The organism is Pseudomonas sp. GW822-FHT03F04 (assembly GCF_058801405.1).
This window is the reverse complement of record NZ_JBXANF010000003.1, coordinates 483792-506883: the sequence shown is the minus strand read 5'-3', so window position 1 is coordinate 506883 and position 23092 is coordinate 483792. Positions and strand designations below refer to the sequence as shown.

At 61.8% G+C, this 23092-nt stretch carries 20 protein-coding genes; 8 read left to right on the top strand and 12 right to left on the bottom strand.

Going from position 1 to position 23092, the window contains the following annotated elements; genetic code table 11:
* Window positions 1-73 precede the first annotated feature (73 nt).
* Window positions 74-2035 carry a choline transporter BetT gene (gene betT, locus AC1RMX_RS08940; RefSeq protein WP_173861336.1) on the top strand — a complete coding sequence of 654 codons (1962 nt, stop codon included), beginning with the start codon at window positions 74-76 and terminating at the stop codon, window positions 2033-2035.
* Window positions 2036-2059: 24 nt separating this feature from the next.
* Here the strand turns inward: betT and AC1RMX_RS08935 are convergent, their stop codons facing one another.
* Complete coding sequence (locus AC1RMX_RS08935) at window positions 2060-2320, bottom strand: hypothetical protein (protein WP_096821896.1); 261 nt, start codon at window positions 2318-2320, stop codon at window positions 2060-2062.
* 64 nt (window positions 2321-2384) lie between these two features.
* Entirely contained in the window at window positions 2385-3422 is a 1038-nt protein-coding gene (locus AC1RMX_RS08930; protein WP_493071501.1) for a LacI family DNA-binding transcriptional regulator, read from the bottom strand.
* Window positions 3423-3628: 206 nt separating this feature from the next.
* Between AC1RMX_RS08930 and AC1RMX_RS08925 the strand changes: the two genes are divergently transcribed.
* Genes AC1RMX_RS08925 through mgrA form a run of 3 tightly spaced genes read left to right on the top strand, consistent with a single transcriptional unit; the run spans window position 3629 to window position 8252 of the window.
* The gene (locus AC1RMX_RS08925) at window positions 3629-5854 is read left to right on the top strand and encodes a TonB-dependent receptor (protein ID WP_493071499.1); all 2226 of its coding nucleotides are present in this window, start codon (window positions 3629-3631) and stop codon (window positions 5852-5854) included.
* A gap of 1 nt (window position 5855) precedes the next feature.
* On the top strand, window positions 5856-7175 hold the full coding sequence (locus AC1RMX_RS08920; protein WP_493071497.1) for an LLM class flavin-dependent oxidoreductase: 1320 nt from the start codon (window positions 5856-5858) through the stop codon (window positions 7173-7175).
* Window positions 7176-7214: 39 nt separating this feature from the next.
* Window positions 7215-8252 (top strand): L-glyceraldehyde 3-phosphate reductase, encoded by a 1038-nt coding sequence (mgrA, locus tag AC1RMX_RS08915; protein ID WP_493071495.1) that lies wholly within the window; start codon window positions 7215-7217, stop codon window positions 8250-8252.
* A 46-nt stretch (window positions 8253-8298) separates the two neighbouring features.
* On the opposite strand, the gene tauD is transcribed toward mgrA, so the two are convergent.
* From tauD to AC1RMX_RS08880, 7 genes are all read right to left on the bottom strand, one after another.
* Window positions 8299-9141, bottom strand: a complete 843-nt coding sequence (gene tauD / locus AC1RMX_RS08910) for a taurine dioxygenase (RefSeq protein WP_493071493.1) — start codon at window positions 9139-9141, stop codon at window positions 8299-8301.
* 57 nt (window positions 9142-9198) lie between these two features.
* Window positions 9199-10038 (bottom strand): taurine ABC transporter permease TauC, encoded by an 840-nt coding sequence (gene tauC, locus AC1RMX_RS08905; protein ID WP_493071491.1) that lies wholly within the window; start codon window positions 10036-10038, stop codon window positions 9199-9201.
* Entirely contained in the window at window positions 10035-10829 is a 795-nt protein-coding gene (gene tauB, locus AC1RMX_RS08900) for a taurine ABC transporter ATP-binding subunit (RefSeq protein ID WP_493071489.1), read from the bottom strand. The genes tauC and tauB overlap by 4 nt, the downstream gene beginning before the upstream one ends.
* Window positions 10830-10845: 16 nt before the next feature.
* The gene (gene tauA / locus AC1RMX_RS08895; RefSeq protein WP_192559494.1) at window positions 10846-11823 is read right to left on the bottom strand and encodes a taurine ABC transporter substrate-binding protein; all 978 of its coding nucleotides are present in this window, start codon (window positions 11821-11823) and stop codon (window positions 10846-10848) included.
* 247 nt (window positions 11824-12070) lie between these two features.
* Complete coding sequence (gene gshA, locus AC1RMX_RS08890; RefSeq protein WP_102620597.1) at window positions 12071-13654, bottom strand: glutamate--cysteine ligase; 1584 nt, start codon at window positions 13652-13654, stop codon at window positions 12071-12073.
* Window positions 13655-13868: 214 nt separating this feature from the next.
* A complete protein-coding gene (locus AC1RMX_RS08885) occupies window positions 13869-14252 on the bottom strand; it encodes a PaaI family thioesterase (RefSeq protein ID WP_085712709.1) in 384 nt (127 codons plus the stop codon).
* Window positions 14252-16576 carry a Tex family protein gene (locus tag AC1RMX_RS08880; RefSeq protein WP_096821904.1) on the bottom strand — a complete coding sequence of 775 codons (2325 nt, stop codon included), beginning with the start codon at window positions 16574-16576 and terminating at the stop codon, window positions 14252-14254. The genes AC1RMX_RS08885 and AC1RMX_RS08880 overlap by 1 nt, the downstream gene beginning before the upstream one ends.
* 360 nt (window positions 16577-16936) lie before the next feature.
* Between AC1RMX_RS08880 and ompR the strand changes: the two genes are divergently transcribed.
* Together ompR and AC1RMX_RS08870 are read left to right on the top strand one after the other, a co-directional pair.
* Entirely contained in the window at window positions 16937-17677 is a 741-nt protein-coding gene (gene ompR, locus AC1RMX_RS08875) for an osmolarity response regulator transcription factor OmpR (RefSeq protein ID WP_007952694.1), read from the top strand.
* 114 nt (window positions 17678-17791) lie between these two features.
* Window positions 17792-19105, top strand: a complete 1314-nt coding sequence (locus tag AC1RMX_RS08870; protein WP_096821905.1) for an ATP-binding protein — start codon at window positions 17792-17794, stop codon at window positions 19103-19105.
* A 35-nt stretch (window positions 19106-19140) separates the two neighbouring features.
* Here the strand turns inward: AC1RMX_RS08870 and rimK are convergent, their stop codons facing one another.
* Both rimK and rimB read right to left on the bottom strand, forming a co-directional pair.
* The gene (gene rimK, locus AC1RMX_RS08865) at window positions 19141-20046 is read right to left on the bottom strand and encodes a 30S ribosomal protein S6--L-glutamate ligase (protein ID WP_007949201.1); all 906 of its coding nucleotides are present in this window, start codon (window positions 20044-20046) and stop codon (window positions 19141-19143) included.
* Window positions 20043-20522 (bottom strand): retropepsin-like aspartic endopeptidase RimB, encoded by a 480-nt coding sequence (gene rimB, locus AC1RMX_RS08860; RefSeq protein WP_102620599.1) that lies wholly within the window; start codon window positions 20520-20522, stop codon window positions 20043-20045. Before rimB ends, rimK begins: the two co-directional genes overlap by 4 nt.
* Window positions 20523-20740: 218 nt before the next feature.
* On the opposite strand from rimB, the gene AC1RMX_RS08855 reads away from it, so the two are divergent.
* Window positions 20741-21148, top strand: a complete 408-nt coding sequence (locus tag AC1RMX_RS08855; RefSeq protein WP_493071486.1) for an RNA-binding S4 domain-containing protein — start codon at window positions 20741-20743, stop codon at window positions 21146-21148.
* Between the two features lie 67 nt (window positions 21149-21215).
* Here the strand turns inward: AC1RMX_RS08855 and AC1RMX_RS08850 are convergent, their stop codons facing one another.
* On the bottom strand, window positions 21216-22016 hold the full coding sequence (locus tag AC1RMX_RS08850) for a phosphatase PAP2 family protein (RefSeq protein ID WP_493071484.1): 801 nt from the start codon (window positions 22014-22016) through the stop codon (window positions 21216-21218).
* Window positions 22017-22120: 104 nt separating this feature from the next.
* Between AC1RMX_RS08850 and hslO the strand changes: the two genes are divergently transcribed.
* Window positions 22121-23023, top strand: a complete 903-nt coding sequence (gene hslO, locus AC1RMX_RS08845) for an Hsp33 family molecular chaperone HslO (protein ID WP_096821908.1) — start codon at window positions 22121-22123, stop codon at window positions 23021-23023.
* Window positions 23024-23092 lie beyond the last annotated feature (69 nt).

The following is a 23092-nucleotide window of genomic DNA, read 5'->3' as shown; positions in this document are numbered from 1 at the left end:
CAGCCATTTTCCAACCCCTTGAGGTGCACCGTTCATGAGTGCATCGTCCACCCCCGCCAGCGGCCTGGTACGCATGAATCCGCCGGTGTTCTGGTTCGCCGCGACAGTGATTCTGCTGTTTGGCCTGGTTGTCATCGCCATGCCGGAACAGGCCGGTGCCTGGCTCCTTGAAGCGCAAAACTGGGCGGCCAATACGGTCGGCTGGTACTACATGCTCGCGATGACCCTGTATCTGGTCTTCGTGGTGGTCACCGCGTTATCGGGCTACGGCAAGATCAAACTCGGTGCCGACCACGACGAACCCGAATTCAGTTACCTGTCCTGGGCCGGCATGCTGTTCGCCGCCGGGATCAGCATCACGCTGTTTTTCTTCTGTGTGTCCGAGCCGCTGACCCACATGCTCCAGCCGCCGCAAGGCGAGGCCGGCACGGCGGATGCGGCGCGTCAGGCGATGCAGATTCTGTTTCTGCACTGGGGCCTGCACGGCTGGGGCGTGTTCGCTTTCGTCGGCATGGCGCTGGCGTATTTCGCCTATCGGCACAACCTGCCACTGGCCCTGCGTTCGGCGCTGTACCCGCTGATCGGCAAACGCATCAACGGCCCCATCGGCTACGCGGTGGACGGCTTCGGCATCATCGCCACGGTGTTCGGTCTCGGTGCGGACATGGGCTTCGGCGTGTTGCACCTCAATTCCGGTCTGGACTACCTGTTCGGCATCGCCCACACCCAGTGGATTCAGGTCGGCCTGATCACGCTGATGATGGGCGCGGCGATCATCGTCGCCGTCTCCGGTGTAGATAAGGGCGTGCGGGTCATGTCCGACATCAACATGCTGCTGGCCTGTGCGCTGCTGCTGTTCGTGTTGTTCGCCGGTCCCACCCAGCATTTGCTCAACACCCTGATCCAGAACCTCGGCGACTACCTCGGCGCGTTGCCGATGAAGAGTTTCGACCTCTACGCCTACGACAAACCGAGCGACTGGCTCGGTGGCTGGACGGTGTTCTACTGGGCCTGGTGGATCGCATGGTCGCCATTCGTGGGCCTGTTCATCGCACGGATTTCCCGTGGCCGGACCATCCGCGAATTCGTCTTCGGCGTGCTGCTGATTCCGCTCGGTTTCACCCTGGCGTGGATGTCGATCTTCGGCAATAGCGCCATCGATCAGGTGCTCAATCACGGCATGTCGGCACTGGGCATGTCGGCCCTCGACAACCCGTCGATGACCCTTTACCTGCTGCTGGAAACCTACCCGTGGAGCAAAACTGTCATCGCGGTGACGGTGTTCATCAGCTTCGTGTTCTTCGTCACCTCCGCCGACTCCGGCACGGTAGTGCTCTCGACCCTGTCGGCCAAGGGTGGCAACCCGGATGAAGACGGACCGAAATGGCTGCGGGTGTTCTGGGGTGCGATGACCGCACTGATCACCAGTGCGCTGCTGTTTTCCGGCAGCATCGATGCGCTGAAGTCAGCGGTGGTGCTGACCTCGCTGCCGTTCTCGCTGATTCTGCTGCTGATGATGTGGGGGCTGCACAAGGCGTTCTATCTGGAATCGCAGAAGCAGATCGCGCAACTGCATTCGCTGGCGCCTGTGTCCGGTTCACGACGTGGCAAGGGTGGCTGGCGCCAGCGCCTGAGTCAGGCCGTGCACTTCCCGTCGCGGGACGAGGTGTACCGCTTCATGGACACCACGGTAAAACCGGCCATCGAAGAAGTGACCGCGGTGTTCGTCGAGAAAGGTCTGAACGTGGTCACCCAACCGGACCCGGCCCATGACAGCGTCAGCCTGGAAATCGGCCATGGTGAGTTGCACCCGTTCATCTACCAGGTGCAGATGCGTGGCTACTTCACGCCATCGTTCGCTCGTGGTGGCATGGGTTCCAAGCAGCTTAACAACCGCCGCTACTACCGCGCCGAAGTGCACCTGAGCGAGGGCAGCCAGGACTACGATCTGGTCGGTTACACGAAAGAACAGATCATCAACGACATCCTCGACCAGTACGAACGGCACATGCAGTTCCTGCATCTGGTGCGTTGATCGGGGCAGGGCGCCGGGACGGATTCAGGTCTCGGCGCTCAGCACCATGAACAAAACCATCGCGGCGATCGGCACGCCGAACACGGCGCTGCCAATCGCGATCTCCGACCCCAGCGGCTGCCCGGCGTGCACCACGCCGACCGCGCCATTGATCACCGTCAACGCCAGCCACAACGCCGCGAAGCCGTAGGCCAGCGTCTGCCGGCTGAAGCCGATGCGCTCGCCGATATAGAACATCAGCGCCAGCAGGATCAGGCCGAAGAAGATGATGATTGCGGTGTGCATGGTCGCCCCTGCGGGATGTGCGGTATCACCTAGAGCATAGCCAACTCAGCCCACGCTGTGCTCATCAGGTACTTTCCCGCTCAATGACCGTGCATTGCAGCAGATTCAACCGCTGCACCTCATCGCTCGGCAGCACGCCCAGACTTTCCAGTACTCGCGTCGCCGCCAGAACGCCGATCTCCAGCGCCGGCGGTTTGATCGTGCTCAGACTCGGCAGCAGCATCTCGGCGAACGGGTAGTCGCCGAAGCCGAGGACGGCGCAGTCTTCGGGAATCTTGAGGCCGGCCCGTTGCCCGGCGAGCAGGCCGCCGGCGGCGAGGTTGTCGTTGGCGAAGATGATGGCGTCCGGGCGCGGTGAGGTGTTCATCAGCGCTTCCATCGCTTGCTTGCCGGCCTCGAACGGGGCGCGATCGGCATCTGGTGCGAATACCCACGGTTCCAGACCGAACTCGCGGACGGTCGCTGCGTAACCGTCGCGGCGTTCCAGTGCGCTGAAGTCGCCGGGTGCGCTGTTCTGCACGAAGGCGATTCGCCGATAGCCTTTGCCGTGCAGATAACGAGCGGCGCTGACACCCACCTCGAAGTGCGAAAAACCGATCTGCATCGGCTCGCGATCCGGCTGGTAATCCCAGGTTTCGATCACCGGGATATCCGCTTCGGCGAGCATCTTTTCCGTGCCCGCGCTGTGAAAGTGACTGGTGACCACCAGCGCCGCCGGCGACCAGCCGAGGAAGGCCCGTACCGCGTTTTCTTCCTGCTCGGCGCTGAAGTAACTCGAGGCCAGCAGCAACTGATAACCGTGGCGGCTGAGGGTGTCGCTGAAGCCTTGAATGGTGTTGGCGAAGATCGGCCCGGAGATGTTCGGGATCACCATGCCGACGATTTTCCCCCGCGCTGAGGCGAGCCCGCCGGCCACCAGATTCGGCACATAACCCAGCTCGGCGACCACCGCCGCGATCCGCTCGCGGCGTTCGGGCGAGACCTGTTCCGGCTGGTTGAAATAGCGCGACACGGTGATTGCCGAAACACCGGCCTGGCGCGCCACCGCGTTGAGGGTCACGCGACCGGCGCCACGGCGTTTGCGGGGCTTTTCTTCGCTCAAGGCTCGATCCTTCTTAAAAACCAAAACGCATATAAAAGTAATTTTTCAGTATTGGACGGTCTATGTCCGGCTTGCCAATACTGGCGATGTTAGCGCTAACAAGGCGCGTTGTCTGCTACTCGCTCGAGCGAATGCCCAAGACACCGAGACAGGCGCTGTCGTCGCAGAACGGCAGCGGTTCAGGGCAACTTTTCGAGCGGGCAAACATGCACAACATTCCTGGGGCGACACACAAACTGGCGCAATCGATCCGCGCTGCGGGCTGGCTACTCACCGGGCTGGCCGCGCTGCCGCTGCCCGCCGCGTTCGCCGCCTACAGCTCCGATCAGGAGCCGACACTCAAGTCCGTCACGGTCACCGCCACCCGCCGCGAAGAGTCGCTGCAAAAGGTCCCGGTGGCGGTGTCGGTGATCGACGGCGAGCAACTGGAACGCGACAACCGCAACAGCGTGGCGAGCATCGTCCAGCAAGTGCCGTCGCTGAATTTCCGCACTGGCGCATCGAACAAGGACACCTCGTTGTTCGTGCGTGGCGTGGGGACGATTTCCACCTCGCCGGGCGTCGAGCCGACGGTGGCCACGGTGATTGACGGCGTGGTCTACGCCCGTCCTGGCCAGTCGACCCTCGATCTGCTGGATCTGGAGCGCGTCGAAGTTCTACGTGGCCCGCAAGGCACGCTGTTCGGCAAAAACGCGTCGGCCGGCGTGCTGAACATCACCAGCAAGGCGCCGACCGCCGAGACCCACGGTTACATCGATCAGTCGTACTACAGCGGCAACGAAAGCCGCACCCGTTTCGGCATTGGCGGCAGCCTGATTCCGGACACGCTCAAGGGTTCGATCAGCACCTTGTTCGGCACTTACGACGGCAACGTCGATAACAAGCACAATGGCCAGGAGGTCAACGGTTACAACCATCGCGGTGTACGCGGCAAACTGGAATTCACCCCGAACGACGACGTCACCTTCACCCTGATCGTCGACTACATGCAGTCCCACGATGACGGCCCCAACGGCGTCGTCACCAAGTCGTTGACCCCGGCCTTCGCCAACGCGCTGAGTCCGGTCAGCGCCACCAGCCACAACCGCGACATCAACACCGACACCCGCACCCACGTCGAAGACACCAACAAGGGCCTGTCCGGCCAGCTCGACTGGCAACTGGGCGATTACACCCTGACGTCGATCACCGCGTGGCGTGGCTGGGACAACACCCAGTATCAGGACGGCGACCGCCTCGGCACGGTGACGGCCGCGTTCCCCGGCACGGCGGACAAGGGCGATCTGGCCTTCGACCAGTACTCGCAGGAGCTGCGGCTGGCTTCGCCGAAAGGCGAATTCCTCGAATACGTCGGCGGCCTGTTCTACATGCACGGCAAGGATGACGAGACCTATCAGCGCACGTTGACCACCACCACGCGGACTGATCGCGGCGTCGCCGATTACAGCACCACCAGCGACAGCTACGCGGTGTTCGGCGAAAGCACGCTGAATTTCACCTCGGACTTCCGTGGCATCGCCGGCCTGCGCTATACCCACGACGATCTGGAATACGATCACCGTCGCGTTTCCACTTCTGCAACCACGGTCAGCGGCATTCAACCGGCGACCAGCAGCTCTGGCTCGGTGGACGAGGACGGCTGGTCCGGTCGGCTCGGTTTGCAGTACGACCTGAGCGATACCGTCACCACTTATCTGACCTACTCGCGCGGCTACAAAGGCCCGGCCTACAACGTGTTCTTCAACATGCAGCCGCGCGATACCGAAGCACTGAAACCGGAAACCTCCAACACCTGGGAGGCGGGGATCAAAGCTTCGTCGTGGAACAATCGCCTGACCACCAACCTCGCGGTTTTCCACAGCGACTACGACAACTATCAGGCGAACTTTTTCGACACCGTCGCAGGCCAAGTGGTAACGCGCCTGATCAACGCCGGCAGCGTCAGCACCGAAGGCGTGGAACTCGATTACACCTTGCAGGCGACCCAGCAACTGAAGTTCTCCGGAGCGCTGGCTTACACCCGCGCCCGCATCGACCAGTTCGCCTGCCCGGCGGGTGCGGCGGCGTCTTGCAACGTCAATGGCAAACCGCTGCCGTTCAGCCCGGACTGGAAAAGCTACGTGCGGGCCGACTACACCATCCCGCTGGAAAACGGCCTGGATATCGAACTCGGCACCGACTACAGCTGGCAGAGCGAAGTGCAGTACGACATCAGCCAGAACACCGACACCAAGCAGGGCGCCTACGGCCTCTGGAATGCCAGCGTCGCCCTGGCCGATTACACCAACGGCTGGCGCGTGGCATTGCTGGGCAAGAACCTCACCGACAAGTCGTATTCGCCGTTGCTCGCCAGCGGTGGCAATTACATCTACCGCGCCGTGCCTCGCGACGACGAGCGCTACTTCGGCGTGCAACTGCGCAAGGACTTCTGAGATGAGCAGACAGCTGAAACTCGGCGCGTTTCTCATGGCCACCGGGCACCACGTCGCCGCGTGGCGTCATCCGGATGTGCCGGCCAACGCCGGGCTGGATTTCGCCCATTACAAACGTCTGGCGCAGATTGCCGAGGCAGCGAAGTTCGATACGTTGTTCGTCGCCGACAGCGTCGCTGCGCCGACCCAGGACATCGCCAGCCGGATGGCCCGTTCGGATCACTTCGAGCCGCTGACGTTGCTCTCGGCCTTGAGCGCCGTGACCGAACGCATCGGCCTGATCGCCACCGCCACTACCAGCTACAACGAGCCGTATCACGTGGCGCGTAAATTCGCTTCGCTCGATCACCTCTCGGGCGGGCGAGCGGGGTGGAATCTGGTGACCTCGGACAACGCCGCCGAAGCGCAGAATTTCGGCCGCGACGAACACATCGGCCATGCCGAACGCTACAGCCGCGCCCGGGAGTTTCATCAGGTGGTCACCGGACTTTGGGACAGTTGGCAGGACGACGCCTTCCTCCGCGACAAGGCCAGCGGAGCGTATTACGACCCGGAAAAATTGCACGTGCTGGATCACGTCGGTGAGCACTTCCGGGTCAAGGGCCCGCTGAACGTCGCACGTTCGCCACAGGGTCAGCCGGTGATCGTGCAGGCCGGCTCGTCGGAAACCGGGCGTGAACTGGCGGCGCAGACGGCCGAAGTAGTGTTCACCGCGCAGACCTCACTGGCCAGCGCCCAGGCGTTTTACGCCGACCTCAAGGGACGCTTGCCGAAGTACGGACGCAGCGCCGACTCACTGAAAATCATGCCCGGTGTGTTTGTCGTCGTCGGGCAGACGGAAGCCGAAGCGCAGGAAAAATGTGAAACGTTTCAGCAATTGGTCGAACCCGAGGTTGGTGTCGCCCTGCTTGGGCGTATGCTGGGCAACTTCGACCTGTCGAAGTACCCGTTGGACGGGCCGCTGCCGGAATTGCCGCTGACCGACAGCGGCCAGCAGAGCCGGCAGAAACTGCTGACAGAACTGGCCGGTCGCGAGCATCTGACCCTGGCCGAACTGGGCCGCCGAATCGCCGGCGGTCGCGGGCATTACAGCGTCGTCGGCACGCCGGCGCAGATTGCCGACCGCTTGCAGGAATGGTTCGAGCAGGGCGCGGCAGACGGTTTCAACGTGCTGGTGCCGCACTTGCCCGGCGGGCTCGAAGACTTCGCCAATGGCGTGGTCCCGGAACTGCAACGGCGCGGACTGTTCAGAACCGAATACGAGGGCCGGACCTTGCGCCAGAACCTTGGCCTCGCCCGTCCCGGCAATAGATTTGCGTAGCAATCGACACCCATTTCAAGACCGACAAGAGAGGATTCGATGACTTACACCGCTGCCGAAAACCGTTATGACTCCATCCCTTACCGCCGCGTCGGACGCAGCGGTCTGGTGCTGCCGGCGCTGTCCCTGGGCCTGTGGCACAACTTCGGCGACAGCACGCCGATCGACACCCAGCGTGCCTTGCTGCGCACCGCGTTCGATCTGGGGATCAACCACTTCGACCTGGCCAACAACTACGGCCCTCCCTACGGCAGCGCCGAGACCAATTTCGGCCGCTTGCTGCGCGAAGACTTCAAGCAGTATCGCGACGAACTGATCATCTCCAGCAAGGCCGGTTGGGACATGTGGCCCGGCCCTTACGGTCAGGGCGGCGGTTCGCGCAAATACGTGCTGGCCAGCCTCGATCAGAGCCTGCAACGCCTGGGTCTGGACTATGTGGATATCTTTTATTCGCACCGCTTCGACCCGGACACCCCGCTGGAAGAAACCGCCAGCGCCCTCGCCACTGCGGTGCAGCAGGGCAAGGCGCTGTACATCGGTATCTCGTCGTACTCCGGGGTGAAAACCCGCGAGATCGCCGCGCTGCTCAAAGAGTGGAAAGTGCCGCTGTTGATTCACCAGCCGGCCTACAACCTGCTCAACCGTTGGGTGGAAAAAGACCTGCTCGACACCACCGACGAACTCGGCACCGGCGTGATTGCGTTCACCCCGCTGGCGCAAGGTCTGCTGACTGACAAATACCTCAACGGCGTGCCGGCGGATGCGCGAGTCAATCGTCCGGGGGGTGGTTCGTTGCAGGCTTCACATTTGTCCGAGGCCAACATCGCTCATGTGCGGGCGTTGAACGAGATCGCCAAGCGTCGTGGCCAGAGCCTGGCGCAACTGGCATTGGCGTGGACGTTGCGGGATCCTCGGGTGACCTCGGCGCTGATCGGCGCGAGCCGGCCGGAGCAGATTGTCGAGAACGTCGGGGCGTTGAAAAATCTGAGATTCAGTGCGGAGGAGTTGGCGGAGATTGACCGGTTTGCCCAGGAGGGCGGGATCAATCTTTGGGAGAAGCCTTCGACGGCGGAATAACGACACACTGATCGTTCCCACGCAGAGCGTGGGAACGATCAATTGTTCAGCGAAAAAACGGCACATCCCCCAACACCGTAGCCCGCTGCATCACCCGCTGCGCCGGCCGGTAATCATCCACCGCGTAATGCTGCGTCACGCGGTTATCCCAGAACGCAATGTCATCCTTCTGCCAGCGCCAGCGAATGGTGAACTCCGGCCGCGTCGCGTGGGCGAACAGAAACTTCAGCACCGCTTCGCTCTCAGTTTCCGACAGCTCATTGATCTTCGACGTGAAGCCTTCGTTGACGAACAACGAACGCCGCCCGCTCACCGGGTGCGTGCGAATCACCGGATGCGACAGCGGTGGATTCTTGCGCCGCGCCTCTTCCCACTGCGCCAGTGCTTCCGGCGTGTTGCCATAGCGCTCCAGCGGAAACGAGCGGGTGAAGTCGTGAGTCGCGGTCAGCCCTTCGAGCAGCGCTTTCATCGGCGCAGAAAGTGCCTCATACGCGGCAATCCCGCTGGCCCACAACGTATCGCCGCCGAACTCCGGCAACAGCTTGGCGCTGAGCACCGCGCCCATGGCCGGGGTTGGCAGGAAGGTGACGTCGGTGTGCCAGATCGCGTTGTCGCGCACGTCGGTGACGGCGGTGTCGAGGATCAGCACTTCCGGTTGCTCAGGCACATTCGGGTAGATCGGGTGAATGTGCAGGTCGCCGAAATAGTGGGCGAAACGTGCCTGTTGCGACGGCTCGATCGGCTGATTGCGGAAGAACAGCACCTGGTATTTGAGCAGTGCCTGCTCGATGGCGTCGCGCTGTTCCAGGTTCAGCGGCTGGCTGATGTCGACGCCGCTGATCTGTGCGCCGAGGGCCGAGCTTAACGGGGTGATGTTCAGGCTGCTCATGGTGGTTCTCTTCAATTCCGGGGCCCCGAAACTGTCGGGGTAGTCAGTGCTGAAAAATCAGTGGGCCTGGCCGTGCCACGGCACCAGTTTGCGTTGCAGGGCGCGCAGGCCCATTTCCATGGCGAAGGCGATCAGGGCGATGACCAGAATCCCCAGCACCACCACATCGGTGACCAGGAATTGCGCGGCCGACTGCACCATGAAGCCCAGGCCACTGGTGGCCGCGATCAATTCGGCGGCGACCAGAGTCGACCAGCCGACACCCAGACCGATGCGCACACCGGTCAGAATGTCTGGCAGCGCGCTCGGCAAAATCACGTGGCGAATCAGTTGTGCGCGAGTGGCGCCCAGCGATTGCGCAGCGCGCAGTTTGGCCGGGTCGACGGTGCGCACGCCGGTGGCGGTGGCAATCGCGATCGGAGCGAAAATCGCCAAGTAGATCAGCAGCACTTTCGACAATTCGCCGATGCCGCACCAGATCACGATCAGCGGCAGATACGCGAGCGGCGGAATAGGGCGGTAGAACTCGATCAGCGGATCCAGCACACCTCGGGCGATGCGGTTGGCGCCGATGGCAATGCCCACCGGCACCGCGGTCAGAATCGCAAAACCCAGGCCCAGACCGATGCGGCTCAGGCTCGCGCCCAGGTGCTGCCACAACGTCGAATCCATGTAACCCGTGGTCGCCAGTAACCAGCCTTTTTGCAGCACGGCGGACGGTGGCGGCAGGAACAGCGGTTCGATCAGGCCGGTGGCCGTGACGACCCACCAGATCACCAGCAACGCGAACAAGGTCAGCAGGCTGATCCAGCGAGTGCTGAGGCTGCGACGCACAGGAATCACCACCGACGTGGCGGCGGGTTTCACTGCGGTGGCGGAAACGTCGTAACTGCTCATGCGCGCTCCTGCCGCTGAACGGCGCTGCGTTGCGAGAACACTTTGGCGAGCACGTGTTCGCGGGTTTCGATGAAGCGCGGATCGGACTTGATCGCCCGCGCCGATTCGCCGGCGGCGTAACGCTGGCCGAAGTCGAGGTGCAGACGCTCGACGATCTGCCCCGGATTCGGCGCCAGCAGAATCAGGTCAGTGGCGAGGAACACCGCTTCTTCAATGTCGTGGGTAATCAGGAACACCGGTTTGGCGGTGCGTTGCCAGACTTGCAGCAACAGCTCCTGCATCTGTTCGCGGGTGAAGGCGTCGAGGGCACCGAAGGGTTCGTCCATCAGCAGCACGCGCGGGTCGGCTGCGAGGGCGCGGGCCAGGCCGACACGTTGCTTCTGGCCACCGGAGAGTTGCCAGATGCGACGTTTTTCGAAACCGGAGAGATCGACCAGCGCGAGCATTTCCCGGGCGCGCTGTTCGCGTTTGTCCTTGGCGACACCGGCCAGTTCGAGACCGAAGGCAACGTTGGCCAGCACGTCCTGCCAGGGCAGCAGGGCGTCGTCCTGGAACACCACGCCGCGCTCGGCGCTCGGGCCTTTGACTGGCACGTTGTCGAGGGTGATGCGCCCTGTGCTCGGTTCGACGAAGCCGGCAATCAGGTTCAACAGCGAAGTCTTGCCACTGCCGGACGGGCCGAGGGCGACCAGCAACTGCTGGGGCCCCAGGGTCAGAGAGATATCCGCCAGCACCGGTTCCGGGCTGCCGGGATACTGTGCGCTGATGCGCTCCAGCTGTAGCAAGGCCATCGCAATTAACTCCCGATCAGTTGGTGATGTACTTGGCGCTGACGTACGGCGCGTAGTCCGGCAGAACCGCTTCGACCTTGCCTTGCTCCTTGAGGAACGCAGCGGTGTCGGTGATGGCTTTGGTGGTCGGCGCGCCGAGGTCACTGACCTGATCCGCCGCCAGCGGGTAGACGTTGCCTTGCAGCAGCAATGGAATGTCGCTGGCCTTGGCGCCGGACAGTTTCACCAGCTTGTCGACGTTGCTCTGATTGGCGATCCAGGCTTTTGGATCCTTGCGGTAGTCGGCGTAGGCGTCGAGGGTGACCTTGGCGAATGCGGTAACGATTTCCGGGTGCTTCTCGGCGAAGTCTTTACGCACGATCCAGGCGTCGAAAGTTGGCGCGCCGAACTTGGCCAGTTCGCCGGAAGTGATCAGCACTTTGCCGTTTTCCTTGGCCACACCCAGCGCCGGATCCCAAACGTAGGTGGCATCGATGTCACCGCGCTTCCACGCGGCAATGATCGCTGGCGGGGCGAGGTTGAGGACGGTGACTTTCGAAGGGTCGATGTTCCAGTGCTTCAGCGCGGCCAGCAGGCTGTAGTGACCGGTGGACACGAATGGCACGGCGATTTTCTTGCCGACCAGATCCTGCGGCGTCTTGATGCCGGAGCCGTCGCGGGCGACCAGCGCTTCGGCAGCTCCGATCTGAGTGGCGATAAGGAAGGTTTCCACCGGGACTTTGCGGGTGATCGCAGCGGTCAGCGGGCTGGAACCGAGGTAGCCGATCTGCACGTCGCCGGAAGCGATGGCGGTGATGACGTCGGCACCGTTGTCGAACTTGCGCCAGCTGATGTCGGCCTTGGTGGCTTTTTCATAGGCGCCGTCGGCCTGGGCGACTTTCGCCGGGTCAACGGTGGTCTGGTAGGCGACGGTGAGGTCGGCGGCCTGAGCCAGGAAACTCGCGGCAGCCAGAGAGGCCACGGCCAGCAGGCGAAGCGGGACATTCAGTTTCATTGAAGAGCTCCATATCAGGCGACCGAGCGTCGGCGTGAAAGGAGACTAAATGATCTAAGAATCTAGAAATAAATAACTTTTTAGACTTAGCTTATGAGCGGAAAAATCTAAGGGAAGGCAGAGCAGATCGTTCCCACGCTCTGCGTGGGAACGCCTCAATGGACGCTCTGCGTCCCGGTGACAGTGACGTGGAGCGTCAGGACCTGCATTCCCACGCGGAGCGTGGGAATGATCGGAGAAGGAAGTGTCAGTTGCTGATCGCCAGAATACTCGCCTGATACGACCCGACAAACACGTCGAAATCGCCCACCTCGTTCTGCTCCAGCTCAGCCTGTTGCGCCAGCGACGACCGCGCCAGTTCTTCAAACTTCGCCTGTTCCTCAGCCGCCAACGGCTCGCTGCGGAAGAACTCGGCGTGAGCCTGGCTCTGGCGCAGGGAGAATTGCGCGAAGCTTTCCTTGTGCTCGGCCATCGCCGCCAGCACCTGGGCCGAAGGCGTCAGGGACGAATCCTTGACCTTGGCCAGTTGTGCGTCGAGTGCCTTGCTGTGGGCATCTCCACCATGGCTTTGATCCAGCAGCGCCGCCAGTGGAGCAATTTTTTCCAGCAGTTCGGCGGCCCATTCCTTCAGTTCGACCGGTTGGCCGTCACGCTGCAATTGCAGGCCCGGACGACGACCTTCCTTGACCACGCTGAGGAAGTTCGACGTGGCGTTGCCGCAGCTGATGTTGGTCAGCAGCGGGCTGTCGTTCAGTGCGCAGTACAGCAGGAACGCGTCGAGGAAGCGCGATTCGGTGAGGTCGATGCCCATCGGCAGGAACGGGTTGATGTCCAGGCAACGCACTTCGACGTACTGGATGCCACGGGCGACCAGCGCCTGGATCGGCCGCTCGCCGGTGTAGGTCACGCGTTTCGGGCGGATGTTGGAGTAGTACTCGTTTTCGATCTGCAGGATGTTGGTGTTCAGTTGCACCCACTCGCCATCCTGGTGCGTGCCGACTTCTACGTACGGCGCGTATGGCGTGGCCACCGCCTTGCGCAGACTGTCGGTGTAGCTTGCCAGGTCGTTGTAGCAAGGGGTCAGGCCAGCCTGGGCGTTGCTCTGGTAACCGAGGTCACTCATGCGCAGGCTGGTGGCGTAAGGCAGGTACAGAGTGTCCGGGTCCAACTGTTCCAGCTGATGCGAACGGCCGCGCAGGAACCCCGCGTCCAGCGCCGGTGAAGCACCGAACAGGTACATCAGCAGCCAGCTGTAGCGACGGAAGTTACGGATCAGCGCGATATAGGACGACGACTGGAAATCCCGGTCGGTGCCGACGAAGCCTTCGGCTTCTTTCAGCAGCGGCCAGAGTTTTTCCGGCAGGGAGAAGTTGTAGTGAATCCCGGCGATGCACTGCATGGTCTTGCCGTAACGCAGGGCCAGGCCCTTGCGGTAGACGTACTTGAGCTGACCGATGTTGGAGGTGCCGTAATAGGCGATCGGGATGTCTTCCTCGGCCGGCAACGGGCACGGCATCGATGGACTCCACAGGTACTCGTTGCCGAGCTTGCTGTAGGCGAAGCGATGAATCTTGTCCAGGCTGGCCAGGGTGTCGGCCGGGTCTGGCAGGGCAGGCGTGATGAATTCCAGCAGCGACTCGGAATAGTCGGTGGTGATCTGTTCGTTGGTCAGCGCGGAACCCAGGCTTTCAGGGTGCGGCGTTTGCGCCAGACGTCCCTCGCCGGTCACGCGCAGGCATTCACGTTCGATACCGTGCAGGCACTGCTCGAGCAGAGAGAGGTTGGCGCGCTCACCGAGCAGAGCCAGGCGGCGGTTGAGAAGTTCGCTCAATTTGGATTCCTTCACGCGTCAGTCGCCCCAATATGGGGGTGGGCAGGACGGTCTACAAGGGTGAAGTTGAAACTGGCGTTTTCGCCTGGTTTTCGGGCCATGAAAGCCCCATTGGAAACGCCAACTTCAGTCCCTGAATCTGGCAGACGCGGGCGAGGAAAACTCCGACGCTGCGATCACAGCGCCGAAATTAACTCAAAATGATGAACAACATCTACAGGACAGCGAACGTGCCTTGCGCTTTTGCGACCAGTTTGTCGCCCTGCATCACGTCGGCTTCGACCACCAGCGTGCGCCGGCCCGGGTGGATCACCCGCGCCGTGCACATCACCTCGCCCTCGGAGACGGCGCGGATGTAGTTGATCTTGCACTCGATGGTCGCGCTTTGCTGGTCAAAGCCGTGGGTGCTGGAGCAGGCCAGCCCCATGGCGATATCGACCAGACTGAACAGCGCGCCGCCGTGCAGCTTGCCGCCGCGGTTGCGCAGTTCGGGTTCCAGCACCAGGGCGACTTGCGCCACCCCGGTTTCCAGGCTGTGCAGGCGGCAGCCCAACAGCTTGAAAAACGCGCTCTCGACGAGCCCGGCCGGAATCTCCATCAGCGTTTCTTCAACTGCTTGGCGTTGGCGAACAGCGACGCCATGGCGTTGTTCGCCGGAGCCGCCGGGGTGCTTTCCTTGCGCGGCGCCGAACCCTGCGACTGGCGTGGCGCCGAGCCTGGACGCGCGCCACGGGCACCGTCGATTTTCTCGCCCGGGGTGTCGCTCATGCGCATCGACAGGCCGACGCGTTTGCGCGGGATGTCGACTTCCATGACCTTCACTTTCACCACGTCACCGGCCTTCACCGCTTCGCGTGGATCCTTGATGAACTTCTCCGACAGCGCCGAGATGTGCACCAGACCATCCTGATGCACGCCGATGTCGACGAACGCGCCGAACGCGGTCACGTTGGTCACCACGCCTTCGAGGATCATCCCCAGTTGCAGGTCTTTCAGGTCCTCGACGCCTTCCTGGAACTCGGCGGTCTTGAACTCCGGACGCGGGTCGCGGCCCGGTTTTTCCAGTTCCTGCAGGATGTCGGTGACGGTTGGCAGACCGAAGGTCTCGTCGGTGAATTTCTTCGGATCCAGACGCTTGAGGAACCCGGCGTCGCCGATCAGCGAGCGGATGTCGCGGTCGGTTTCAGCGGCGATGCGTTGCACCAGCGGATAGGCTTCCGGGTGAACGGCCGAGGAATCCAGCGGGTTGTCGCCGTTCATCACGCGCAGGAAGCCGGCGGCCTGTTCGAAGGTTTTTTCGCCCAGACGCGCGACTTTCTTCAGTGCAGCGCGAGTCTTGAACGCGCCGTGTTCGTCACGGTGAGTCACGATGTTCTGTGCCAGGGTCGCGTTGAGGCCGGAGATCCGCGCCAACAGCGCCACGGAGGCGGTGTTCACGTCCACGCCCACGGCGTTCACGCAGTCCTCGACCACGGCGTCCAGGCCGCGCGCCAGTTTCAGCTGCGACACGTCGTGCTGGTACTGGCCGACACCGATGGATTTCGGATCGATCTTCACCAGTTCGGCCAGTGGATCTTGCAGGCGACGGGCAATCGATACCGCGCCGCGAATCGACACGTCCAGATCCGGGAATTCCTTGGCTGCCAGTTCCGATGCCGAGTACACCGATGCGCCGGCTTCGGAGACCATGACCTTGGTCATTTTCATCGCTGGATATTTTTTGATCAGCTCGATGGCCAGTTTGTCGGTTTCACGACTGGCGGTGCCGTTGCCGATGGCGATCAGGTCGACCGAGTGCTTGGCGCACAGAGCGGCCAGGATCGCGATGGTCTGATCCCATTTGTTGTGCGGCACGTGCGGGTAAACCGTGGCGTGATCCAGCAGCTTGCCGGTGGAGTCGACCACCGCGACCTTGCAGCCGGTGCGCAGGCCCGGGTCGAGACCCAGGGTGGCGCGCGGGCCGGCCGGGGCAGCCAGCAACAGGTCGTGCAGGTTGTGGGCGAACACGTTGATCGCCTCGGTTTCGGCGCCGTCGCGCAGCTCGCCGAGCAGGTCGGTTTCCAGGTGGGTGTAGAGCTTGACCTTCCAGGTCCAGCGCACCACTTCACCCAGCCATTTGTCGGCCGGACGGTTCTGGTTCTGGATGCCGACTTGCTGGCCGATCATGCCTTCGCACGGATGCATGGTGCCCGGCAGTTCATCGCCGACCTTCAGTGCGGAGCTGAGAATGCCTTCATTGCGGCCACGGAAAATCGCCAGCGCGCGGTGCGACGGCATGCTTTTCAGCGGTTCGTCGTGTTCGAAGTAATCGCGGAACTTGGCGCCTTCCTCTTCCTTGCCGGCGATCACGCGGGCACTGAGGGTGGCTTCCTGCTTCAGGTAAGTGCGCAGTTTTTCCAGCAGGTTGGCGTCTTCGGCGAAGCGCTCCATGAGGATGTACTTGGCGCCTTCCAGCGCAGCCTTGACGTCGGCCACGCCTTTTTCGGCGTCGATGAAGCGTACGGCTTCGGCTTCCGGGGCCAGGCTCGGGTCGTTGAACAGACCGTCGGCCAGCTCGCCGAGGCCGGCTTCCAGGGCGATCTGGCCCTTGGTGCGGCGCTTCTGCTTGTACGGCAGGTACAAGTCTTCGAGGCGGGTCTTGGTGTCGGCGAGTTTGATTTCGCGCTCCAGTTCAGGGGTGAGTTTGCCCTGCTCCTGGATGCTGGAAAGAATGCTGATGCGCCGTTCGTCGAGTTCTCGCAGGTAGCGCAGACGCTCTTCCAGATGACGCAGTTGAGTGTCATCGAGGCTGCCGGTCACTTCTTTCCGGTAACGGGCGATGAAGGGAACGGTAGAGCCTTCATCGAGTAGCGCGACGGCCGCTTCGACCTGTTGTGGGCGTACGCCGAGTTCCTCGGCGATGCGGCTGTTGATGCTGTCCATAAAACCACCTGACAAATTGTGAAAGCAGGCTCGCAGGCACGTAAATAAAGGCCCGGAGTCTGGTTGGGCGGCCTGACGCTTGCCGCTGCCTGGGTCAAAAGGCATCCCATTGACCCGTGAAATCGAACAATTACTGCGACGGCCCGGAAAATAAGAGACGGCCACCTGCGGTAACGATTCAGACGTTGCCTGACACAAAAGGCCGCGCATTATAACCAGCGTTCTGTCATTCGGGGGCGACACAGTCTGTAGGCTCAAGCCCCGGTTTTCTGGCAGTGAAGGAAAAATCTGCTAACAATGCACACGGTGCGTATAACGGCAGCTACGCCATAATGCGCGCCGAGCTAAAAGGAGCATCCAATGAGCAGCACTGCACAAACTGCTGAAGGCGAAAAAATTCTTATTGTTGATGACGATCCGGGGCTGAGCAGCCTGCTGGAACGCTTCTTCGTCAGCAAGGGCTACCGTGCCCGAGCCGTACCGAATACCGAGCAGATGGATCGTCTGCTGTCGCGTGAAGTGTTCAACCTGGTCGTCCTCGACCTGATGCTGCCGGGCGAAGACGGCCTGACCGCTTGCCGTCGCCTGCGTGGCGCGAACAATCAGATCCCGATCATCATGCTCACCGCCAAGGGCGACGAGCTGAGCCGTATCAAGGGCCTGGAACTGGGCGCCGACGACTACCTGGCCAAGCCGTTCAACCCGGACGAGTTGATGGCCCGCGTCAAAGCCGTGCTGCGCCGTCAGGCCGCACCGGTGCCGGGCGCGCCGGGCAGCGAAGAAGAGAACGTCACGTTCGGTGACTACGTGCTGTCCCTGGCCACCCGCGAACTCAAGCGCGGCGACGAAGTGCACATGCTCACCACCGGTGAGTTCGCGGTACTCAAGGCCCTGGTGATGAACGCCCGTCAGCCGCTGACCCGCGACAAACTGATGAACCTGGCCCGTGGCCGGGAGTGGGATGCCCTGGAGCGTTCCATCGATGTGCAGATTTCCCGTCTGCGCCGGATGATCGAACCCGATCCGTCCAAACCGCGCTACATCCAGACTGTCTGGGGCGTGGGTTATGTGTTCGTGCCGGATGGCAACTCCACCAAGTGACGGGTGATTTGTAGGAGCGGGTCTGTGGGGAGCGGTCAAAAAAGCCGCCTCCGCAGACTCGTTATCCGCAATATGCGAGCATTGCTCGCTCCTGCAAGTGCGTAGCGGTTATCCATGAAAACCCCTGTCTGGTTCCCCCAAAGTTTCTTCTCCCGCACCCTCTGGCTGGTGCTCATCGTCGTATTGTTTTCCAAGGCGCTGACCCTGGTTTATCTGCTGATGAACGAGGACGTGCTGGTGGACCGTCAATACAGCCACGGCGTCGCCCTGACGCTGCGTGCCTATTGGGCTGCCGATGAAGAAAACCGCGCGAAGATCGCTGATGCCGCGACCCTGATCCGGGTGGTCGGTGCCGGTGTGCCGGAAGGCGAGCAGCACTGGCCGTACAGCGAAATCTACCAGCGGCAGATGCAGGCGGAACTGGGTGCCGACACCGAGGTTCGCTTGCGCATGCATTCGCCGCCGGCGTTGTGGGTGCGTGCGCCGAGCCTGGGTGATGGCTGGCTGAAAGTGCCGTTGTACCCGCATCCATTGCGCGGCCAGAAAATCTGGAACGTACTCGGCTGGTTCCTCGCCATCGGGTTGCTCTCGACCGCGTCGGCATGGATCTTCGTCAGCCAGCTCAATCAGCCTTTGAAGCGTCTCGTGTATGCCGCACGGCAACTCGGCCAGGGCCGCAGCGTGCGCCTGCCGATCAGTGACACGCCAAGCGAAATGACCGAGGTTTATCGCGCCTTCAACCAGATGGCCGAGGACGTCGAACAGGCCGGCCGTGAACGTGAACTGATGCTCGCCGGGGTTTCCCACGACCTGCGCACGCCGCTGACCCGTCTACGGCTGTCGCTGGAACTGATGGGTGACCGCACCGACCTGACCGACGACATGGTGCGGGACATCGAAGACATGGACGCGATTCTCGACCAGTTCCTCGCGTTCATTCGCGATGGTCGGGATGAATCCGTGGAAGAGGTGGACCTGAGCGATCTGGTGCGCGAAGTCGCGGCGCCGTACAACCAGAGTGAAGAGAAGGTGCGCTTGCGTCTGGAGCCGATCCAGCCGTTTCCGCTACGCCGGGTATCGATGAAGCGTTTGCTGAACAACCTGATTGGCAATGCGTTGAATCATGCCGGCAGCGGCGTCGAAGTTGCGGCTTACGTGTCCGGCGATACCAGTGCGCCGTATGTGGTGCTGAGCGTGATGGACCGTGGCGCGGGGATTGATCCGTCGGAGCTAGAGGCGATCTTCAATCCGTTCACCCGTGGCGACCGTGCGCGGGGCGGAAAGGGTACCGGGTTGGGGCTGGCGATCGTGAAGCGGATTGCTTCGATGCATGGCGGCAATGTCGAGCTGCGCAACCGCTCCGGTGGCGGGCTGGAGGCGCGGGTGCGCTTGCCGCTGGGGTTGATGCTGCCGCGGGACGCGGTTTAAGTTTCAGGCGGCCTTGCGGCCGCCTGATTCAAGGTTCAACCCTTGCCTTTGGTACGGGTCATGTTCGGCCCGCCATTTTTCTCAAGGTGTTCGATGATGATCCCCGCCACGTTCTTGCCGGTGGTGGTCTCGATCCCTTCCAGGCCCGGCGACGAGTTCACTTCCATCACCAGCGGCCCGTGATTCGAACGCAGGATATCCACACCCGCCACCGCCAGGCCCATGACCTTGGCGGCGCGCAACGCGGTCATGCGCTCTTCCGGGGTGATCTTGATCAGGCTGGCGCTGCCGCCACGGTGCAGGTTGGAGCGGAATTCCCCGGGCTTGGCCTGACGCTTCATCGCCGCGATTACCTTGTCGCCGACCACGAAGCAGCGGATGTCCGCGCCGCCGGCCTCCTTGATGTATTCCTGCACCATGATGTTCTGCTTGAGACCCATGAACGCCTCGATCACCGACTCCGCCGCCGTCGCGGTTTCGCACAGCACCACGCCGATGCCCTGAGTACCTTCCAGCACCTTGATCACCAGCGGCGCGCCGTTGACCATGTCGATCAGGTCGGGAATGTCGTCCGGCGAGTGGGCGAAGCCGGTCACCGGCAAACCGATGCCCCGGCGCGACAGCAATTGCAGCGAACGCAGCTTGTCCCGGGAGCGGGCGATGGCCACCGATTCGTTGAGCGGAAACACCCCCATCATTTCAAACTGACGCAACACTGCGCAGCCATAAAACGTCACCGACGCGCCGATCCGTGGAATCACTGCGTCGAACCCTTCCAGCGGCTTGCCGCGATAGTGGATCTGCGGCTTGTGGCTGGCGATGTTCATGTAGGCGCGCAAGGTGTCGATCACCACCATTTCATGCCCGCGTTCGGTGCCGGCTTCGACCAGACGACGGGTGGAATACAGACGCGGATTCCGCGACAGCACAGCGATCTTCATGCAACACCTGTGGAGGAGGTAGATACCGGGAACACCGGCTTGTCTTGTACATACTTGATACCCGGATTGACCACCAACTGGCCGTCGATCAGGGCTTTGGAACCGAGCAACAGGCGATAGCGCATGGACTTGCGGCAGGCGAGGGTGAACTCGACCGGCCAGACCCGATCACCGAGGGCCAGGGTGGTGCTGATCACATAGCGCACCTGGGCCTGGCCGTTGGAACTCTTGATGGTCTTGCGGGTGACCAGCGGTGCTTCGCAACGCCGGTGGCGCAATTGCACCACCGTGCCCAGGTGCGCGGTGAAACGCACCCACTTCTCGCCGTCCCGCTCGAACGGTTCGATGTCGGTGGCGTGCAGGCTGGAGGTACTGGCACCGGTGTCGATTTTCGCCCGAAGGCCTGCGACTCCCAAACCTGGGAGCGCCACCCACTCACGCAGACCGACAACGGTCAAATGGTCAAATGTCTTCAAAAAAATGCTCAACCGGTGAAAACCGATCAGCCCGCAGGGGGCCGGATTTGCGGTATTCACGCAGAATAGTGGTTAAAAGGCGACAGATATCTACGGCCCGGATTTGCGCGCTCTCAAGCACGCCCCGGAATGTGTGCATTGTAATCCGGGACAGCACAATTCATGGCACGACAGAAACGGTAGTACAGTTCATCAATATTTCAGAATGAGGAAATTCCATGGCACAAAAAAGCGAAGAGGACGACAAGGTCCGTCTCGACAAATGGCTGTGGGCTGCACGTTTTTTTAAAACCCGCGCCTTGGCCAAAGCCGCCATCGAAAGTGGCAAGGTGCATTGTCGGGGAGAGCGCTGCAAGCCTGGCAAAGAACCACGCATCGGCGATGAATTCGAGATTCGTACCGGCTTCGATGAAAAGACTATCGTGGTCCAGGCTCTGTCGATCGTGCGCCGTGGCGCGCCGGAAGCGCAGACGCTGTATGCGGAAACCGAAGCCAGTATCGCCAAGCGCGAGGCGGCCGCGGCGATGCGCAAGGCGGGCGCGTTGGGCGTGACCACCGACGGCAAACCGAGCAAGAAACAGCGTCGGGACTTGTTTAAATTTCGTGGGAACAGTAGCGGCGAATAAAAAATCGCAGCCTGCATGCGCTCCCTGAGGAGCTGCCGGAGGCTGCGATCTTTTCAGGCGCATCGAATTAGCGGAGCGCCACCACACTCATCCGCGAAACCACCGGCAACTTGCCCACCAGCCTGAAAATCGGCGCTGTGATCTTCAGCCAGAAGTTCGCTGCGTGATAGGCAAACGGTGTGTAGTAACCCCAGCCCAACGCCCACACCGCCAACAGCAGGCCACCGATGTAATCGTCCTGGCCCCAGTGCGCGCCGGCCACCAGACGCGGCAGCATGAACAGCAGCGCCAGACCCCAGATCGTCAGGAACTGGCCGGCGGAGCGACTGAAAACGCCCATGAACAGCGCCCAGATCAACAGCACCGAAGCATGGTCACCGGGGAAGCTCTGGCTCGAACGGTCCTTCAGCTCAAAGGTCTTCTCGAGATGCGGGAAGTAGTCGCTCATATGAACGGCGCCCTGGAGCACCATGGATGGGCTATTGTGCTGCCAGCCCATGTGGTCGGCGAATTTGGAAAACAGCGCGCGGATCACCACCATCAGCAGCAGGATCGAGAAAAATCCGAAGAAGGCGCGACGCACGTCAATCGCCTTGAACACCCAGTCGCCCTTGATCAGCAGGGTCAGCAGGATCAGTCCGACGACAACGTCGAACGGGCGCAGACTTGCAATTGCCCAGATGTGGAGCCATATGGGGTTGCTGGCCAGCGGTGCATTGAGTGAGCGGAACAGCCACTCGTCGAAAATCACACACAGCATCTGACCCGTAGGCCATAACCAGAAAGCCAGTAGTGCCAAAGGCACTGCATTGCACAGAACCAGCCGGCCGAGGTTCCACCTTGATTGGAACAAACCCGGATTGTTCATAAAATGCCTCCCGTGGCTGAACATAGGCATCAAAATGGATGCCAGAAGCGCGGGATTTTCATTCTTTGTAACCTTTTTGTCATTAAAATCAGATACCTAGACCTATGACCGATTTCCTCGATACCGATTACACCCAACGCTTCATCTTCGATGACAGCGACACGCGCGGCGAACTGGTGTCGCTGGAACGCAGCTACGCCGAAGTGCTCGCCAAGCACCCGTATCCGGAGCCGGTTGCGCAATTGCTGGGCGAACTGATGGCTGCTGCGTCGTTGCTGGTAGGCACCCTGAAATTCGATGGCTTGCTGATTCTTCAGGCGCGCTCCGAAGGCCCGATCCCGCTGCTGATGATCGAGTGCTCCAGTGACCGCGAAATTCGTGGCCTGGCCCGTTATGAAGCCGACTTGATCGCCGCTGATGCGACCCTCTCCGACCTGATGCCCAACGGCGTGTTGGCGTTGACTGTCGATCCGACGGTGGGCCAGCGCTACCAGGGCATCGTCGACCTCGACGGCGAAACCCTGTCCGACTGCTTCACCAACTACTTCGTCATGTCCCAGCAGGTTGGCACCCGCTTCAAGCTGTGCGCCGATGGCCGTCGCGCCCGTGGCCTGCTGCTGCAGCAACTGCCTGCCGATCGCCTGAAAGATGAAGAAGAACGCGCCGCCAGCTGGCAGCACATCACCGCGCTGGGCAACACCCTGACCGCTGATGAACTGTTGAGCCTGGACAACGAAACGGTTCTGCATCGCCTCTACCATGAAGAACAGGTCCGTCTGTTCGATGTGCAGAAACTGCGCTTCCATTGCAGCTGCTCCCGCGAACGCTCGGGCAACGCACTGGTCAGCCTGGGTCTGGAAGATGCGCAGCAATTGGTGGCCGAGCAGGGTGGCAGCGTCGAGATCGATTGCCAGTTCTGCAACCAGCGCTACCTGTTCGACGCGGCGGATATCGCTCAATTGTTCGCTGGTGCGGGTGTCGAGACGCCGTCAGATACCCGGCACTAAAACGGTTCAGCGCAGGTAAATTCACTGCTCAACGACGGAATAACGCCGTTACGACGGGAGGGCCCTACT